14 protein-coding genes and 1 pseudogene are annotated in these 18769 nt (G+C 33.0%); 6 read left to right on the top strand and 9 right to left on the bottom strand.

From position 1 onward, the window contains the following. Nucleotides 1-134: 134 nt before the first annotated feature. From VKJ25_RS06540 to speB, 3 genes are all read right to left on the bottom strand, one after another. Nucleotides 135-1235 carry a DUF4350 domain-containing protein gene (locus VKJ25_RS06540; protein WP_324235820.1) on the bottom strand — a complete coding sequence of 367 codons (1101 nt, stop codon included), beginning with the start codon at nucleotides 1233-1235 and terminating at the stop codon, nucleotides 135-137. After that, a complete protein-coding gene (locus VKJ25_RS06545) occupies nucleotides 1222-1833 on the bottom strand; it encodes a DUF4129 domain-containing protein (RefSeq protein ID WP_324235821.1) in 612 nt (203 codons plus the stop codon). The genes VKJ25_RS06540 and VKJ25_RS06545 overlap by 14 nt, the downstream gene beginning before the upstream one ends. Nucleotides 1834-2951: 1118 nt before the next feature. Beyond that, on the bottom strand, nucleotides 2952-3851 hold the full coding sequence (speB, locus tag VKJ25_RS06550; RefSeq protein WP_324235822.1) for an agmatinase: 900 nt from the start codon (nucleotides 3849-3851) through the stop codon (nucleotides 2952-2954). Between the two features lie 525 nt (nucleotides 3852-4376). Here speB and VKJ25_RS06555 point away from each other — a divergent pair. Then, a complete protein-coding gene (locus VKJ25_RS06555) occupies nucleotides 4377-5252 on the top strand; it encodes an alpha/beta fold hydrolase (RefSeq protein WP_324235823.1) in 876 nt (291 codons plus the stop codon). A 528-nt stretch (nucleotides 5253-5780) separates the two neighbouring features. Here the strand turns inward: VKJ25_RS06555 and VKJ25_RS06560 are convergent. The 5 genes and pseudogenes from VKJ25_RS06560 to VKJ25_RS06580 all read right to left on the bottom strand — a co-directional run bounded on the left by VKJ25_RS06560 (nucleotide 5781) and on the right by VKJ25_RS06580 (nucleotide 13114). After that, nucleotides 5781-6263, bottom strand: coding sequence for a GUN4 domain-containing protein (locus VKJ25_RS06560; RefSeq protein WP_324235824.1), 483 nt, complete (start codon nucleotides 6261-6263; stop codon nucleotides 5781-5783). Between the two features lie 871 nt (nucleotides 6264-7134). Beyond that, nucleotides 7135-9153, bottom strand: a complete 2019-nt coding sequence (locus VKJ25_RS06565) for an ABC transporter ATP-binding protein (RefSeq protein WP_324235825.1) — start codon at nucleotides 9151-9153, stop codon at nucleotides 7135-7137. Nucleotides 9154-9722: 569 nt separating this feature from the next. Beyond that, complete coding sequence (locus tag VKJ25_RS06570) at nucleotides 9723-10877, bottom strand: glycosyltransferase family 4 protein (RefSeq protein ID WP_324235834.1); 1155 nt, start codon at nucleotides 10875-10877, stop codon at nucleotides 9723-9725. Between the two features lie 141 nt (nucleotides 10878-11018). Beyond that, a pseudogene (locus VKJ25_RS06575) lies at nucleotides 11019-11849 on the bottom strand (polyprenol monophosphomannose synthase); the annotation flags it as partial. A 1040-nt stretch (nucleotides 11850-12889) separates the two neighbouring features. Next, nucleotides 12890-13114 carry a hypothetical protein gene (locus VKJ25_RS06580; protein WP_324235826.1) on the bottom strand — a complete coding sequence of 75 codons (225 nt, stop codon included), beginning with the start codon at nucleotides 13112-13114 and terminating at the stop codon, nucleotides 12890-12892. A gap of 215 nt (nucleotides 13115-13329) precedes the next feature. On the opposite strand from VKJ25_RS06580, the gene gloB reads away from it, so the two are divergent. The 5 genes from gloB to psaD all read left to right on the top strand — a co-directional run bounded on the left by gloB (nucleotide 13330) and on the right by psaD (nucleotide 18495). Beyond that, entirely contained in the window at nucleotides 13330-14103 is a 774-nt protein-coding gene (gloB, locus tag VKJ25_RS06585) for a hydroxyacylglutathione hydrolase (protein ID WP_324235827.1), read from the top strand. Nucleotides 14104-14214: 111 nt separating this feature from the next. Further along, complete coding sequence (locus VKJ25_RS06590; RefSeq protein ID WP_324235828.1) at nucleotides 14215-14532, top strand: DUF2605 domain-containing protein; 318 nt, start codon at nucleotides 14215-14217, stop codon at nucleotides 14530-14532. A 424-nt stretch (nucleotides 14533-14956) separates the two neighbouring features. After that, nucleotides 14957-15274, top strand: a complete 318-nt coding sequence (locus VKJ25_RS06595) for a DUF2973 domain-containing protein (RefSeq protein WP_324235829.1) — start codon at nucleotides 14957-14959, stop codon at nucleotides 15272-15274. 409 nt (nucleotides 15275-15683) lie between these two features. After that, nucleotides 15684-17753: a DICT sensory domain-containing protein gene (locus tag VKJ25_RS06600; RefSeq protein WP_324235830.1), complete on the top strand. Its 2070-nt coding sequence runs from the start codon at nucleotides 15684-15686 to the stop codon at nucleotides 17751-17753. A 313-nt stretch (nucleotides 17754-18066) separates the two neighbouring features. Then, nucleotides 18067-18495 (top strand): photosystem I reaction center subunit II PsaD, encoded by a 429-nt coding sequence (psaD, locus tag VKJ25_RS06605; protein WP_324235831.1) that lies wholly within the window; start codon nucleotides 18067-18069, stop codon nucleotides 18493-18495. 7 nt (nucleotides 18496-18502) lie between these two features. On the opposite strand, the gene VKJ25_RS06610 is transcribed toward psaD, so the two are convergent. Continuing rightward, nucleotides 18503-18769, bottom strand: a 267-nt coding sequence (locus tag VKJ25_RS06610) for a hypothetical protein (RefSeq protein WP_324235832.1), incomplete at its 5' end; no start/stop codon positions are given.

Raw genomic sequence — 18769 nt, forward strand, 5'->3', positions numbered from 1 at the left:
GAAAAAGTCTTTTAGTAATGTGATTTATTCACTTGAAAATTTATGTATGATTTCCTCATAACTCCTGACTCCTAATTTTAATGTGATTAATTAACCTAAAAAATTATATATAATCTTCTCCTGAATTCTAATTTTCATACTGACAAAATTTCCTCCCATTTATCTAACCAATCTACTAAATCTAATTCACTAATCTTTCCTTTTTTAAATTTAACTTTCAGCAGTTTTTCTAATTCTGTTGATGGCTGCCCAGTTTGTTGTATCCAAGCATCTATTAACAATTGATCGTCAAGTAAAATTTTTCCTAATCCTAATTTATTTTGTAATTTTATTTGTTCTGCTTTTCCTATAGTTTCTAAAATAAATTCTGTACTTTCTGCTTTTTCTAATACCGTAGCTAAAGCTTGAATATAAGCTTTACTATTATCAATTACTGATGCTGATAATTTTATTGGTTTAGCCAACCGACGATTTTCAGCAAAAATCAGAATAACTAAAATAATTAATCCTTGAATAAATATTGGGAATAAAGGAGTCTTAACTAAATAACTGATGATACTTTCTCCCAACTCCTTTTCAATTACTTCTTTATCTTTATAACCATGAATATATTCATCTACTAAAATAGGTTGTTGATTTTGAGTAACAAGTTGAGCTAAAAATTCATAATTTCCGATTATATCTTGATAAGCATTAGCTCCTAAAAATTGAGTAGTAGCTAAAATAATTTTCCCTCCCTCAAGCCGTTTTTCCCAAACTATAGCACCGTAGCGATCGCCTAATAAAACCTCATCTTTTTTTTCCTTAAATTTAATTGCTCTACGTCTGGTCTCAATCTTAACTTTTCCCACTTTTGTCTCATGGATAGTAGTAAAATCTGCTTTTGTTGGTTGGTTATTTATTCCTAAAATTACCAGAATATTTCCTTGCTTTACCCACTTATCTATCTCAGCAGAAATTACTGAATTTTTCAGTTTATTATTTACCCGTAATAAAGTTACTGGATAGTTAATATCTTGATTATTTATTAAATCTGTAAAAGATTTTTCCCATCGTTTAATCTCCACATTTTTTTGCAACATAAAATTGTACCATGCACCATATCCACCAGGAGCGCGACTATAACTAGAACCACTATTTAATTGATTATTTGTTGGAGCTAAAAAAATGCTAATTATTATAATTGAAATTATAGCGATCGCTCCCAATAACCATAATTTATTATTTTTCTTCATCCTTGATTTGTTGATAAGCTTGTTGACATTCTTGAAACATAGAAGCAGAAATTTCTAAATCAGCAAATAATAACTGCTGATGAATTATAAATAACTTTTGGTATGGTTGAGATTGAGATAAATTTTGAATTAATTTTAGATATTCTCCATCAGTGCGACTAGATTGGTGAAGTATAATTTCTCTATCATTTAATCCTTGCAACATTGCCATATATAAACAACGAAAAGCTTCTCCATAATTGCCTAGTTTTTGAAATTTTTGTGATTGATTTAACCAACCTGTAATTGATAAATCTGTCTCTAAATTTTCTCTAGTTTTTGTTGTTAAGTTGATGCTATTACGAATATGATAAAAATAAGGATTTATAATTCTGATAATTTTTATAGCTAGCCAACTTAACAAACCAGCAAAAATTAGCCAAGCAACTATTTTAGCTATCATTAATATTGTAAAAATATCCCACCATGAAGGCAAATCTATTTCTGGTAAATCAGGGTCTACTTTAGCAATTTGTAGTTCCCACCATTCACTAATTTGTTGTTGTATTTGTTGAATTTGCCAACCTAAACTATCCTTTTGAAACGAATTTTCAGACATGGTTTAATCAAGTAATTTTTGTAAGCAAATAATCTTTGAATGTAAGCATTTAGCTATTAGTAGTCAGCTATCAGTTTTTAAACTAAGGTTGGCTGATGATCTTTTTATTTAGGGACTACTGATTAGCTGATTAAATATCAAAGCATTAACAGAGAAAGAAAAGACTTAAAGAATTTTAGGTACTGATTTCTGGGAAACAGTAAAAGTACCAGCTTTTCAGTTTAGGGAGTAGAAAAAGTCAGGATTTTGAAGTAATTATGACAGAAAAACTAAGGGGAAATCATAAATAACAACTTCTTTTACAACTCCCCTAAATCCTAAATCTTAATTACTCCCTATTGTCGAAAAAGAGCAAAAAGATTTTTTCAGCAAAACCTATTTATATTTTACTTCTTAGAGACTAATTCCTTCTGACAAACAAAATGACTTAATAGCTAATAGCTAATAGCTGTTTGCATAGCATTCTGGAAGAAATACTTAGGGCTTGGGTGTGAAAATATGAAAGAATTGAAAAATAAAGATTTTAGCAACTTGTTTGTTGGAAAAAAGTATCAGCTTTTAGGTCAAAAAGATTAAAAAATTTAGGACAAAAACCTCGCACTTCAGAGAAAAATTAAGAGACAACTCTTCTAACTAATTCCTTTATAACTCCTCTTCTTCCTGACTCCTGACTCCTGACTGCTGACCCCTAACTACTTCCTACTCCCTACCTCTACCATCAAACTTTTTCAGCAAACCCTACCTACCTTTGGATTTTGATTTGCATAATACCGTTTATCAAAAGTATTGCTATACTTGGAAGCTAGTAAAATCACTTTTATTCATAACTGAAATTACCGCTCTATCCAGAATTTGCTCGAACAAATAATATTTATAAATAAGATTGCCTAATTAAATATCAAATCATGAACATTAATCATGGTTTCAAAAATTTTAGGTACTGATTTATCGGGAACCGTAAAAGTAACATATTTTCCCTTGATCGAGTGGAAAAAGTGATAATTTTGGGGTAATTATGAAAGAAAAACTAAGGGATAATTCTGAACGGTCGCTTCTTGTATAACCTCCCACTTCTCCTAACTCTTAACCACTCCCTACTCCTCCAACTCCCCTACTCCCTATAATGCTTGATAACCAATTAGTTTATAAACTAATTTGGCTGCCGTAAACTCAGATACTACGGAATCATTAACCGGAGCCAACTCCATAATATCACAACCTATTACTTCATATAATTGAAATATTCTGCGCAAAAATGTAGTCAAAGAATACCAATTTAATCCACCTGGTTCCGGTGTACCAACTCCAGGAATTAATGTTGGATCAATTCCATCTAAATCTATAGTTAAAAACACACGTTTAGTCGAAATACTCGCTATTGCTTTTTCCATCCAATCTGACTGAATAGCTATTTCTCTAGCTCTAAAAACAGTTAAATTTTTCTCCTTAATTAAATCAGCTTCCTCTTTACAAATTGCCCGAATACCTATTTGTAATGTTGGTAAATCCATTTCAATTATTCGTCGCATTACGCAAGCATGATTATATATTGAACCTTCATATTCATATCGCAAATCTCCATGAGCATCTATTTGAATCACAGTAAAAGGCTCATCAAAATATAATTTTTTATAAGCTTTTACTATTCCATTTGTAATGCTATGTTCCCCACCAATAGCAATCACAAATTTTCCATCATTCACTAATTTTTCCACAGTTTCTTCAGTAACTTTCAGCATCTCTAATGGAGAAATTTTTTTGCCATTACGAGTATCCGCTATAGGTTCATAAGTGTAAATTCCAACTTCCAAACCTGTTTCTCTATCTAATTCTTCGTCATAACATTCTAACTGTTGAGACGCATCTAATAATGCTGTCGGACCATTAACACAACCTCTTCTATAAGTAGTAGTTGCTTCATAAGGAATTGGTAAAATTACTACTTTAGCAGTCGTGTAATTTGGCTCAATTTCCGAACCAATAAATGGTGGTAATGATATAGAGTTAATTGCTGACATTTTTTTAACTATATTAATTTTCTAGGAGCTTGCTTAAACAAGGTCAAAAATGATAAAATTTATCCGATTATTATAAATAATAAATTATACTTGCCTTATCTGAACAAGTAACTTATTATAGTTCCAATTTCGTAAGCATTCAGCCGTCAGCTATAAGCTAGCCTCCTGCGGAGGAGCTGCACTAACAGCTATTCATAAAAGCTTTATGATTCAGAATTAATTTGACTACAAAATCCAGTTTTTAAGTCTATATTCGTTTAAATTTCCTTCTTAAGGTTTGCTGATAGCTGACAACTAATAGCTGAATGCTTATCCAATTTCTTTCTCCCTACTTCCTCTTCCCTAACTTACAAGGGTATGTTTTTTTTAATTGCCCTTGGATGTGAAAACTGTAGAGAAATTTTTGAACCATTTTGTTTATAGACAAGCAAAATTTTGTTGATATTTTATACTAAATAAAGGTAGTTACTCACCTCTTTCTTAAAAAGACTCCTATTATCTACTCCCTACTCCCTAAAAAAAGAAATGATTACCACAAAAACTTGGAAATGGCAAGGTCTACCAATATGTTATCAAAGCCAAGGCGACCAAGGACCTCCTGTAATCTTAATACATGGCTTTGGAGCTTCTTGGGGACATTGGCGCAAAAATATTCCCGTATTAGCCAAAAGTTGTCGCTGTTATGCTATTGACTTACTAGGTTTTGGCGGTTCAGCTAAACCTACCCCAAGTCAAGATGTCACCTACACATTTGCCACCTGGAGTCAACAAATTAGTGATTTTTGTAGAGAAATAGTTGGCGCTCCTGCTTTTCTCGTGGGAAACTCTATTGGTTGTATTGTAGCGATGCAGTCAGCAGTTGATAATCCTAATCTTGTTTTGGGGGTAGGAATTATTAATTGTTCTTTACGACTTCTACACGAACGGAAACGCTCCACTCTTCCTTGGTATCGTAGTCAAGGCTCGCTAATATTACAAAAATTGCTAAAAGTCAAGTGGATAAGTCAGTTATTTTTTAATCAGTTAGCAACTAAGAAAACTGTAAAGCGAGTATTATTGGAAGCATATAAACGTCCTGAAGCAGTAACAGATGAATTAATTGAGATAATATTGAAACCTGCAAAAGATGAAGGAGCGGTTGATGTTTTTGTAGCTTTTACTGGTTATTCTCAAGGACCTTTAGCAGAAGATTTATTACCAATATTGCCCTGTTCAGCTATTATTTTATGGGGAGAAGAAGACCCTTGGGAAAATATTGAATTAGGAAAAGAATTTGCTAAGTTTAAAACTGTAGAAAAATTTATTCCTTTACCAGGAATTGGTCATTGTCCTCAAGATGAAGCACCAGAATTAGTAAATCCTATTTTGCAAGAATGGATATTAGAAAAATGGAAGTGTTAACTTGAACTTTCTCAAAATAATTAAAAGTTAAATATTAGACTTTTTACAGAATTGGATAATAGGAAAAATATTTTGGGTACATCGCAATAAAGGAAAAAAGAAACAGGAAATAGGGAATGGAAAAAAAGTCTTTTTGCAAATATTGAGATGCACCCAATATTTTTAATAAAAATTACGAAAAAAATTTAACTTTAACTTTTTCTATAACTCTATTAGTCTGAATCTACTATTTTTTGATGAGCCAAAATATCCCTCAATCTCCATTCTTTAATTCTTAAATAGAAAAGAAAAATCAACATCAAATACTATGACAAAAAAATCTTCCACATCCGAAAAAAATTTAACTTTAACTTTTGCTGTAACTCTATTAAACATCTCCAAAAATACAAAGTAAAATTCAATTCTTATACATAAACTATCAATTACTCTTCCCTGTTCCCAGTTAAGCATTCCCTCTTTTCTGGAGAAACCTATTAATTTGAGTATGCTGTTTTTTTAAGGAAATAAAATATCACTTAATCTCCATTTTTAAATCTGAGATAAAAGCTCAAAATAAAAATCAGATACTAATATAAAAAATCCTCCATAACCTTCATTATCTATAAAAGTATCAATACCCCAAAAAGTGGGAAGATGACCCAATGGTGCATCAAGATTAAAAGTATATTGAGATGGATAATTAAGCCAAACTCCTTCTTTGCACCAACCCACATAATCGGCTAATTTGCATATAATACCAACTTGCCAAAGATTTTCTTGATTTACTTGATTAAGTTTGTTAGCAGATATTATCTGCTTATGTATAGAAAAACCAAAATGATTATTACTATATTTTAACCATAACTTATCAAGAGTTTTTATCTCTACAGACATTTCTTCAATATCTTCAACATCATATATTTCCATGAGTATTTTTTCTGTTTCATCATTAGCATATTGCCACTTTTGTTGTTCGAGATAATTATCTAAATTTGCAAATAATAAAAAGAAATTGTTATCTTCTGCTTCCATCTCTAACAACTCCTTTGATTTTAACTTATAAAGATGTTACCTACAAATTACGCTAATCACTCTTAATCTTCAACTTATATCATGTTCGGATAATTCAGTGGAAAAAAAATTTCTCCCTTCTAACCTTTTCTTTCCTTCTCCCGTCTGCCTTACTTCCTACAAAGTGTTAAGTATTCAACCGAACATGATATTAAATATTAACTTAGAGAAAATATTAAAATCAACCAATTGACAATATAATTAATAATGAAACTACACCAATAGCTATCAATATAATTCCTGCAAGTAAGACAAAATTTATATACAAGTTTAAATTTTTTTGAGCTGTAGGATTAAAAGTTATAAATAAACATATAATTCCCAAAAGCAAAAAAACAATAGGAATAATAAACATAATTAGAAGACAATATTTTTTATTCTTTCTGTTCTATCGGAAAATAAAAATTGATAACAGAAGAGATACTAAAGCAAACTTTGCTGAAAAATTATTTTTTATTCAAGGAGTAGAGTAGAAGGGGATTAACTTTTTCTCCCTTGTCTACCCAAAATGTTAACCCTCACAGAACTATCTATCAATTATCAATTATTAATTATGTAAGCATTCAGCTATCAGCTATTAATTTTGAAGAAGGTAAAACAACCCTTGAAATTGAGAAACAATAAAAAGTTACTGTCAAAGTTCCCTTCCCAAAGCTCAGAAATAATTATTCATTACTAATTGCTTTTAACATTTTGCTTTTCGGCTGTCGCCGAGATAAAAAGCTGCAAACATATAGAGCATTCTGTCAGGAAAAAGCATTAGCGTAGCTGCTCCGCAGAAAATACTTATTCCATTATTAATTATTAATTATTAATTATTAATTATCCATTATTAATTATTTTTTGCCATTTGATTTTCAAATATTTCTAAAGTTCTGAGAAGAGAAACTGATGACCGAAAAGCTTCTTCAGTAAGCTCCATTTTTTCTTCAGGTGTGTCAACTATTTCATCAGCTAGTAATGTTAAAGAACCAATAATTGTATTCAGAAAACCACGAGCTTCATAGGATGCCTTAGCTAAAACTTGCTGGTCAATATATTTATCTGCTTCAGACTGGTCGCCAAACTGTATAGAATAGAGACGATGATAGTAACCACCTTCTCTTGCTAAAAGTTCTAAATGAGTACCCATTTCCACTAACTTTCCCCGATCTAAAACAGCTATTTGATCCGCATTCTGGACTGTGGAAAGACGGTGGGCAATAACTAAAACCGTTCGATCAGAACTTAACTTATCAATGGCCTCTTGCACCAAACGTTCAGAAACTGTATCCAGGGCACTGGTGGCCTCATCTAATATCAATATTTCTGGGTCTTGTAATAGCGCCCTAGCAATAGCCAATCTTTGTCGTTGACCCCCCGAAAGCATAACCCCGCGATCGCCTATTTCTGTATCCCATTTTTTAGGCAAGTCCATAATAAAATCATAAGCATTAGCCTGTTTAGCCGCCTCAATAACCTCTTCCTCTGTAGCATTAGGACGGGCATAAATAATATTATTTCTGACTGTATCGTTAAACAGATGAGTAGTTTGACTAACAATACCAGTTTTCCTCCTCAGACTGGTAATATCAAAATCCCGCAAGTCAATGCCATCTATATCAATGGAACCAGAAGTAGGGTCATAAAATCTTGGTAGTAAGTCGGCAAATGTTGACTTTCCTGCTCCGGAACCTCCCACCAACGCTAAAGTTTTACCTTTAGGCACAGATATATCAATATTTTTGAGAATCAATTTAGTATTACCTGGGTAAGAGAAAGAAATATTATTAAAATGAATGTTACTACTCACCTTTTCAAAAGGTATGGAACCAGGTTTCATAATTGGTTTATTATCTCTTCTCCATAAGTCTACGGCCATCTCAAAACTAGCACTACCTTTGGCTATTGCATTACGACTGCTATTAATTTGAGAGACAATAGGTAGTAGGCGAAATAAAACTAAAAGATAAGTAAGTAGGATAGCAGAAACATTGGCAATTTGTTCGGCAAATAAATATCTACCCAATAGTAGAATACTAATTACCGTCATCATGCTTGTCACTTCATTTACCGGAGCTATTAAAGCAGAGTTCATTTGTGCTTTCAGCGCTATATCCTCTAGGGAAAGCATTAACTTTCTTATGGCTCTATACTCTCTATTTTCACTGCTTACTGATTTAATTAACCGAATACCGCTCAGAATTTCAATTATCCTAATTGCATAATTTTTTTGTTCTCTATTTAAAATAGTACCAAATTTCTTTGACCGACGAATAAATAGCTGATTAATTAATGCTATCAAAGCTACTAATAGAGAAGAAATTAAAGTAAGTTGCCAAGAAATAGAAATTAGTAAACTTACAAATACCGAAATAGTAATTAATTGAGTTGTTAAATTAACATAACCATTAATAGTTTGTATGCATTGAGCTGTATCCGAACCTAAGCGTTTTGCTAAATCTCCTACTTTGATTTTTGAGAAGAAATCTAAATCAGTATCCATTAGTGTTTGTAACATTTCCGATTTAATCGTATTTGCCAGACTACGATTAAATGCTACTGTTAATAAACTTCTTAAATATGCCGTTAAATTTTTCAGAATAATAGTTAATATAACTGCTAACAGCATTACCACAAGGCGATATTTTTCTGGAACTCCATCGAAAGGAGATAGTAGAAATTTAATGATAGGTGGTGAACCTTTCAGTGCAATTTCTTGACCAGAAATTTGCAGTAGTATAGGTACTATCAGAGCTGTATTAACTCCATTAAATAATCCGCCAGCAAATCCTAATATAATATTTCCAATAATTTGAATTTTGAAAGGTTTACGAAGAATAAATTTTAAGATAAATTCTTTTGCAGACATTAATATTTTCCTTGTGTCTAAGTTTAATTTCTACGAATATAGAATTCGGGTAATTAGTTATCCTAATTTGCAGTTCAGCCTTCGTTTGCTGTAACAATCTAGAAGATTGTGTTACAAAATTGAATATTGAAGTAATTATAGAGCTATAAACGTACACTATATAATCGGATTATATATAACTAATTATTGCGATTATTTTCATCTTCCCTAATCCCTACTCTCTACCCTAAAATAAATTCTAGGATAAATTATTTTGAGACATTGATATTTTTTTGTATCTAAGTTTAACTTCTACAAACTATTACTAAAAAATCAAGGTATAAAGCTTCTCGTTTTAAGGAGAAAAAAAGTGCTAGGATATTTCCTTACTTTCAATTACCCCAAGTTTTTAACCAGACGTAATATAAGCATTTCCTGCCGAATGTGCTCCCATTCAGCAGTCAGCTATTAACTATCAGCAATGAGTTATTAATTAGGACTTGCGTATGGAAAACTAAAAGTATTTACCGAATAATTAATAATTAAATAATTAAATAATTCGCGCCTTTTCCCTATTTTAATTTTCTTTTCTATACTTTGATTAAATTTGATAAAATAGTTGCCATAGCATCAATACTATAGTAATTAATGCACCTTTCTCTAGCTTTGATACCTTTAGCATTTGCTGTTATTAAATCATTAAATATTAACTCAATTTGTGCTGCTATTTGTTCAGGAGAATTAGGTTCCACCAAATAACCAGCGTCGCCTATTATTTGAGGAAGATCGGCTACTTTTGTTAGTATAACTGGTTTAGCCATCGCCATACCATCTAGAAGTTTTAAAGGAAACTGTGCTTGAGTTGCTAAATGATTTCTTTGAGGAACTACTACTATATGGGCGGCAGCTACAATTTCTGGCATAATATTAGGTGGACATTTAGGAATTTTAATTATCCAACGTCCCCATTTTTGCATTAATTGTTTATCATAATCATCATAAGGACTACCACCAACAATTACCAATCTTAAGTCTGATTGATTCAGATTTTCCAAAGCTACTAAAACATCTTCTACTCCTTTGTAGGGTCGAGGAGCTCCTGGAAACATTAGTATCCTATAACTGATCAACCCGTACTTAATCCTACTTTCTTGTGGATCGTACTTACTAGGATCGAATAGAGTTGCATCTTTTCCCATAGGAACATAAACTCCGCCAAAACGTTTTTTGATAAACTGGCTATTAGAAGTAACTTGGTCTGCCTGAGAAACTAAATTTTCCATCCTTTTTAAATAAAATGGATGGTCTGGTTGTCGCAAAGCTCCATTTGACTTAAGAATATCTCTAGCTAATTGTTTAATACTTGGATTGTATTTCCAATCATCTCCTCCATGCCAACTCATCTCCCAGTCACACATATCTAGAAATAGTGGGCGACTGGTTTGGATTTTTTTGATTAAGCCTATACCAAATGTTGTAGTTTTTAGTTTAGAGGCATAAATAATATCTCCAGTAATCTTTTTCAATAGCTCTTGAGCAGAAAGTACAAATCCTGGATAATTTTTCTTCTGAGGAATAGAAATAATCGGAATTTCAGTCTGAGTGATAGTTGTAGGAGAGTTTTCATCAACAAAGCCAACTATTTCTACCTCATATCCAATCTTTTTTAAAGCTTGAGATAAGTAAAAGGGGCGTACTGCTCCTCCCCATCTACCTGCTCCACTACTGGATAGGTTAGCTATCATAGAAATTTTAACCAAGTTTACTACCCTCCAAATTACTAGGTTATACAAAAACTTTTAACTATTTTTCAAGTAGCGATCACCAATCAAATTTGCCTAATGCTTTTTTAATTTAAGCATAAATCTATTCAATGCTAACCTAGTTATACCAAAACTTATAAATCGTCCTATATGCCATCTGGCTAATCTTAAAGTTAGAAGATGTTGCAGATATTCTATATATTGCTTCCAGGTAACTTTGCTCTCTCCTTCCAAACGTTCCTGAAATACATAACCGACTTCTTGGATCAAACCAATATGGCCTCTACCTAAAATCTCTATTAAGATTTTGTATCCTTTTGGGTTGAGAGTTTGGTTAGCGATCGCTCCTCGACGCACCATAAAATATCCACTCAAGGGGTCAGAAACTCGTCCCACTACTTCTGGTAAAATAACCAACCCCAAAATTTGTGCCCCACGAGACAAAAATCTTCTAACTATATTCCAGTCACTTACACCTCCATCAGTAATATGACGACTAGCTACTGCTAAATCAGCACCTTTCTCAATTTGTGCTAGTAGTTTTAAAATAGTCTCTAGAGGATGTTGTAAGTCTCCATCAATAACTCCTAATATATCTCCTTTTGCTACTTGCCAACCACGAATAACTGCTGTAGAAAGTCCTCTTTCTTTTTTTCTACACATCACCCGAAGTTGTGGGTATTTTGGTGTCATATTCTGAGCTATTTTCCAAGTTAAGTCTGGACTATTATCATCTACTACAATTAATTCATAAGTATTAGGAATTTTAGTATCTAATAGTTGAGTTAATTTTTGAATAAGTGTGGGAATATTTTGACTTTCTTTGTATGTAGGAATTACTAGAGAAAGTTTAATTTTTTTTGTGTTTAATTTTATGTTTTTTTCTGCTATTGCTGTAACTTCTAATAAACCAGTTGGAGCTTTTATCCATGAATTTTCTTGACTTTTTATCATTAATTTATTTTTAGATTAATATCATTAATTACTGTTTATTTTGCTCATTTTACTGTGAATATTAAATTGTAAAATCAAGCTTTTTTTATGTATTAACTAAAGATTTATTTCAAAATAATTAGTTAGAAATTACTAATTAAATACCAAAGCATTTATAGATAAAGATAAAGGATTTAGAGATCAAGATTTGGTAAGGATTCAGCTATTAGCAATAAAGCCCATATTTAGTGTAGTAAGTTCTAATTTGCTTCAATTAATAATACTGTTATTAAAACTAGGAACAATAGCTATTTTCGTCTACTGGATAGGAGACTAACTGACGGCTGAATGCTTATAATATTTGAGCAATTTTAAGTCTGGAAAAGGTACTATATTTTGGGTATAAGCGATCTGAAAAAATGATAATGTTGTTCTAATTTGTTCTAACTATAGCAACAAAATTACTCTAAACTCCTGTATAAAAAAACACCCTCGCTACTTCCTAGTTCAGCCAAAATACTTTCCATAAGTTGTAGGCATTCAGCTATTAGTCGTCAGCTATTCCTGCGGGATGCTGCGCAAACAGCAATAATATCTAAATCTTAAAGAGGAGTTTTAAATAAATGTAGCCTTTAAAAGTCAGGTTTTATAGTGAAATTCAATTTAACTCATCAATAGAGGTTTTATTTCAAACTAAAATAAATAGCTGATAGCTGACGTGCAGAATGTTTACCCCTAGTTAAATATGAGCTATTATGATTTATTTTTTATTTATAAAAATCATTTTACCCAATGCTCTTATTTAGGGTTAGCTGAATAAATCTTAAAGCATTCATCTATAAAGATTTTAGACTTTTTAGCTAGGGAAAAAGTACAAGGTTTTTGTTCTTCAATTGCTAAAAAAGTTAGGATTTTGGTTGACGCGAGGCAGAAAAACTAAAGGATAATTTTTCCCCTTATCTTCTGTAAATTCTCTACTTATCCTGGATTCTGGATTATGACTTATGGCTCCTCTAAGGTAATTATTAATTAGTTAATTATTAAACATAAATTCAGCAATACTATAAGCTTGACTGAGAATCATCAATCAAATTAATTTTACCTATTTGAATAAAATCAAATATCTGATTAATTTTATGTCGTTCTTGATTTGTTATGTTTTTTCCAGATAAAATTGATGAAGTAAGCTGTAGATATTCCTGACGGGTAAGTTTAGCTGATGTCATAATTCGGTTTACCATTTGATTAATCGTTACTTTTGGTTGATTTTGCTCAGTCCATAACATAATTTATTATTCACTATACTAAATTTATAATTTATTGACCTTACATTTTATATTGGATTATATAGTTTTAGTAGGGTGTATCTCATATTTACCAAAATACTTTTTAGCAATTCAAAAGTCAAAAGTCAAAAGTCAAAATTGATAAGGATTGTATTATTAATATAGATATACAACAAATATATCCTTATTGCCTATTCCCTAAAACAGATATTTTTATGCAGATTTATCGACTATCGGCACTTTCGGATAACTATATTTTCTTACTACATGACCCAACTCAAAATATTGTAGCTGTAGTTGATCCTGCCGAAGCAAGACCAGTGTTAGAAAAACTAAAATCATTGTCAGCTAAGTTGGTGGCCATTTTTAATACTCACCATCACGCTGACCATGTAGGTGCTAACCAAAGCTTAATCCAAAAATTTCCAGAACTAACTGTTTATGGTGGACTTAAAGACCGAGGTAGAATTCCTGGACAACAGGTATTTTTACAAGAAGGCGATCGCGTCCAGTTTGCCGAGCGAGTCGGAGAGGTTTTATTTGTCCCTGGTCATACAAGTGGTCATATTGTTTATTATTTTCCTCCTGTAGTTGTTGGAGAAACAGGGGAATTATTTTGTGGTGATACTTTGTTTGCTGGAGGTTGTGGCCGTTTATTTGAAGGGACACCAACACAAATGTTAGCATCTTTGACTAAGTTGCGTAGTTTACCTGACAATACACGAATATGGTGTGCCCATGAATACACTTTGAAAAATTTACAGTTTGCCATGACTGTTGATGGACAAAATACTGATTTACAGGCTCGTTTTGCTGAAGTTAAGGAGGCACGGAGTCGTAATCAAGCAACCGTACCATCAATGATGGGTATAGAAAAACAGACAAATCCTTTTTTACGTTGGGAGCAACCTACTCTAAAATTAGCAGTTCAAAGTCAAGAACCAGTAGAAACTTTTGCCCGTTTGCGAGAAAAGAAGGATAGATTTTAACCTACATTTTGCACGAGATCTTGTCATGCAAAGTCCTCAAGCAAAATGTTAAAAAATGTAAAGAGTGTTAAGATTAAATTATAAATTAGAATAAAAAAACAATTTAGAAAAATGCTAAACCCCAAACTGCCAGAACCAGATTTACTGAAAGCGGTACTGCAACCCTTGCTAGAAGATTTCGGGTATTGGTTTGAGCGCACCCGTCAGTTATTGGAGAGAGAAGAAATTACTTTTCTTAGTAGCAATAAGCAATTAGACTTACTTGATAGAGTCAAGCAAGCTCAACAGGAAGTAAGTACAGCACAAGCTCTTTTTCAAGCAACCGGAGGTCAAGTAGGGGTAGAAATGACAGTGCTTTTGCCTTGGCATCAGCTACTGACCGAATGTTGGCAAGTCACAATGCGGTTTCGCCAAGAACAATCTAGATAGGGTTTGCTGATGGAAAGTCTTTTGGTAGGAGTCAGGAGTCAGGGGTCAGGAGTCAGGAGTCAGGAGAAATGTGGAATGAGCGAGAAGTAGGGACATTGTATACAACATCAGTAAAGAAGAATAATCCCTTGATTTTTCTGCATCGCGTCAACCCAAAATTCTAACTTTTTGGTCACTTCAACTTAAAAAGGTTGCACTTTTTTTTAGATATAAAGGCTAAAACCTTTACCTATAAATGCTTTGATATTTAATCAGCAAACCCTAATTAGTGGCAATACTACCTACTCTGAAAAGAATGATAGCATATGTAAATAAGATAATCTCTGCTTATAAAACTTATCCAGACTGAAAGTGATAAGAACCAAAAAATTGTTTAATCTTTTTTTAATTTGTTGAGTTGTAATTTAGCTTTAAGGAGAACACTATGTTACATTTACTTTATATCTTAGCCTTCACTATTATAGCTGTTTTAGCAGTTCATAATTTAATCCGTAGCCTTTTAACCGTAGGACTAGAGTCTCAATCTTGGCCTCAAAATCAAGGGCAGTTCGGTCCTGGTTCCCATTCTCAGTATCGTAAAATTCCACATCCAGAACTATTAGATGAATCTGGTAATTTTATTGATGAGCCTTTGTTAGTAATACGTTCTGTTAATGTACAAGAAGCTCGTAAACAGTTGGATGCTATTTACAATTCTGAAATTGGTTCAACTGGTGAAAATAGAGATGAAAAAAATAAATAGACTCCTACCATAAAACGTAAAAAATTTAAAATTTAGAATTGAAGCAACTATTCAGGTGGTGTGGTTGACAAATAATCATATCTATTTTTTTCTGACTTTCCATAGATCTTTTAGTCTGATTTATAAATTATTCAGTATCCTTAATATACAGTTTTTGATTTTAAAACACTGAATTATGCACAAAATCAAGAATAATGGAACCCCAAAACCTGAATGTTTACCATAAAACTAATAAAATGTCAAAAACTTGCTATTAGTTTCGTTCCTACCTAATGTCCCAAGGGGTCTCCTGTTAAAGTTAAAGATGATAACGGGAGCCACTTTCAAAAGTGTAGTGAGAATGTTAAATCAACTAATGTATATTTGATGTTATTAATGCAATAGGTGAAAAATAAATATTAATCGCCAGATGACCATTCCTAAATCTGTATTGGCAGAACTGGTGCTAGAGGTTCAGCATATCAAACCACAAATCTACTTCAAGTCATCCTTAACTGCTCTCTCTCATGCAATGGAAGACCAGGTTTTAGCAAGCTCCGATCAACCTTTGGTAATAGCTACTTTTCAGAGAGAGCATTTTTATCGTCAAGAGGCTCACCGTTATCGACGAATTGCGAATCTTACATCCCAAGTATATGTGCTAGCTGCACCAGAAACAGAGTTTAAAAATTCTTCTGAATATTATGAAACAGTAGCTTTTAATTCTAAAGATGCTTTAAGTAGAGAATGGAATTTATTGGTACTTGGTCAACAATATTCAAGTTGTTTAATTTGTAATGAGTGTGATAATTCGGGTCTAGTTGATGAAACATCCCAATTCAATGGAATGGAACAAGCACGTCGGTTTGAGGGTATCTGGACTTTTGATCATCAGGTATGTGTCCAATCTGCTATTTTACTATTCCATCGAATTCTTAAGTATAGACCAGAGTTAAAGAAAAAAGTCCAACTAGCTACAGAAGTTTATGGTATTAATTTGGACTTAAAAAAGGGAAAAAAATCTCCTAAAAAGAAATCTCCTTCTAATGGTAAAAATAAGCAAACCTCAGCAGTAATTGGAAATACTAACTTTCACGATCCTTTTGCCCAACGTTTGGTGACTTATTTACAAGCAAGTCAATATAAGTTGATTAAGGCTTATCGCTCAATTGCAGCTCAAGAACAAAAACAACGCTTAATTAATATTATCTCTTCTTCTATGAGGCGATCGCTAGATCCGGATGAGATTATTAAAGTGGCAGTTGCCGAACTAGGAAAAGCACTTTTAGCAGACCGATGTTTAATTTATCAGTGTCGCCCTACAGATGAGATAGCTACGATTACTCATGAGTATTTACGGCCATCAGTAAAATCTTTGCTGAATCAGTTGTGGCCTCTAAAAGAGAATCCCTTATTTCAGAAAGTTATTCAAACTAAAGAGCGAGTTTATATAGAAGATACAATTTTACTACCTGAAGATTTGCTGGCCAAAACATCAGAAACTACTAAATCTCAAGGGAGAAATTCTATAGAAAACTTAATATCTCAATGGGAGATTTCGAGTTGGTTGATTATGCCTCTACTTTATCAGGGACGGCTATTGGGTATTGTAGAATTGCATAATTGTGGATCGTGTTCCCATAACTGGTCTGAAGAACAAACAGATTTAGTAGAAGCGATCGCTACTCAATTAAGTATGACTTTAATTCAGGCAGAAACTTATACTCATCTGGAAGAATTAAATCAACAATTGGAGGCCCTTGATCGGACTCGCAGTAATTTAATTGCAATTACTGGCCATGAGTTACGGACTCCTTTATCTACTATCCAAGTTTGCTTGGAAAGTTTAAGTCAAGAACCAGATATGCCAGAAGAGTTGCGTCAAGTTATGCTAGAAACTGCTTTAGCAGATGCAGATAGAATGCGCAACCTTGTGCAAGATTTCTTAACATTGTCTCATTTAGAAAGTGGTAGAGTTGAATGGAATATAGAACATCTACCTCTATTGGAATGTGTAGATTTAGCTTTGAGTAGTGTTCGTGCCCACAACTTAGAGAAGGAGTTGCCAAATATTACTACTCAGGTGTCTTCAGAATTACCTTTAGTATTGGCCGATGGAGAATGGTTAGTAGAGGTTTTGTCCAAACTTTTGGACAATGCTTGTAAGTTTACTCAGGCGGAGGGAAAAGTAATAATTACAGCTACTTCTTCTAATAGTGAAAATATGTTGGAGGTGACTATTTCTGATACTGGTCGTGGGATTGAACCTGCTAGGTTAGAGGCTGTGTTTGACCGTTTTTATCAAGAAGAAGGTGCTTTACGACGGAGTGTGGGTGGTACTGGTTTAGGTTTAGCTATTTGTCGTCAGGTTATTACTCGTTTAGGGGGAAAAATTTGGGCTGAGTCGGCAGGTAAGGATCGAGGTAGTCAGTTTCATTTTACTATTCCAATTGTTGGTAATAGTCAAAAGCAACAAGAAATGCAAAAGAAACTTAATTAGGGTTTGCGCTTCTTCAGTCTTTTTTAAGGGTAGGGACGCCCTTATGCAACGTCCCTACGGTAGGGGAGTAGGGAGTAGGGGAGGGGAGTAGAAAAGTAATTTTTTTTGCCCAAATATGGGCTTAAAATGGTAATTGAGGAGCATTAAGAGCTGAAAACCATGTACTTTTATCCATGATTCAGATAACTTTTGAATTTTGACTTTTGAATTCTGACTTCTATGAGATAATCCTTTTGTAACAGAACCTTACAATTTCTTAAACCTGAGCAACCCTAATGATACCATGCCATAAAAAGGTTCATATAAGAAATCTATGGCAGACGAATTAACTGGACAACCTCCAATTTTTGGTGGCAGCACTGGTGGCTTGCTAACCAAGGCCGAAGTTGAAGAAAAGTACGCTATTACCTGGACTAGCTCTCAAGAACAGGTGTTTGAAATGCCTACAGGTGGCGCAGCTATTATGAATGAAGGTGAAAACCTACTTTATTTAGCTCGCAAAGAGCAATGTTTGGCCCTCGGTACTCAACTACGGACTAAATTTAAGCCCAAAATTGAGGACTTCAAAATCTACCGGGTTTTCCCGGATGGTTCTAACGAGTACTTACATCCTGCTGATGGTGTTTTTCCTGAGAAGGTGAATGAAGGCCGTCCTTATGCAGGTAAAATTGACCGCAATATTGGCAGTAACCCAGAACCAGCTACTCTTAAGTTTACTGGCAAAAAACCCTATGATGCATAGGATAGATTTATGAGTTAGAATTAGGGATAGAATGAGGCTTTAATAATATAGGCTTCATAAGATTTGCAATATTTTTTGCATTTTCTATTGCTTGATGATTAATACCTCGGCTTTCAAACATTTTATGTAAAGCTGAGGTTTTTATTTTGTAAAGGAAGGAAAAAGTAAGAAGGAAAAAGTAAGAAGGAAAAAGTAAGAAGGAAAAAGTAAGAAGGAAAAAGTAAGAAGGAAAAAGTAAGAAGGAAAAAGTAAGAAGGAAAAAGTAAGAAGGAAA

Origin of the sequence: Okeania sp. (assembly GCF_035285525.1) — a bacterium.
Classification (GTDB): domain Bacteria; phylum Cyanobacteriota; class Cyanobacteriia; order Cyanobacteriales; family Microcoleaceae; genus Trichodesmium.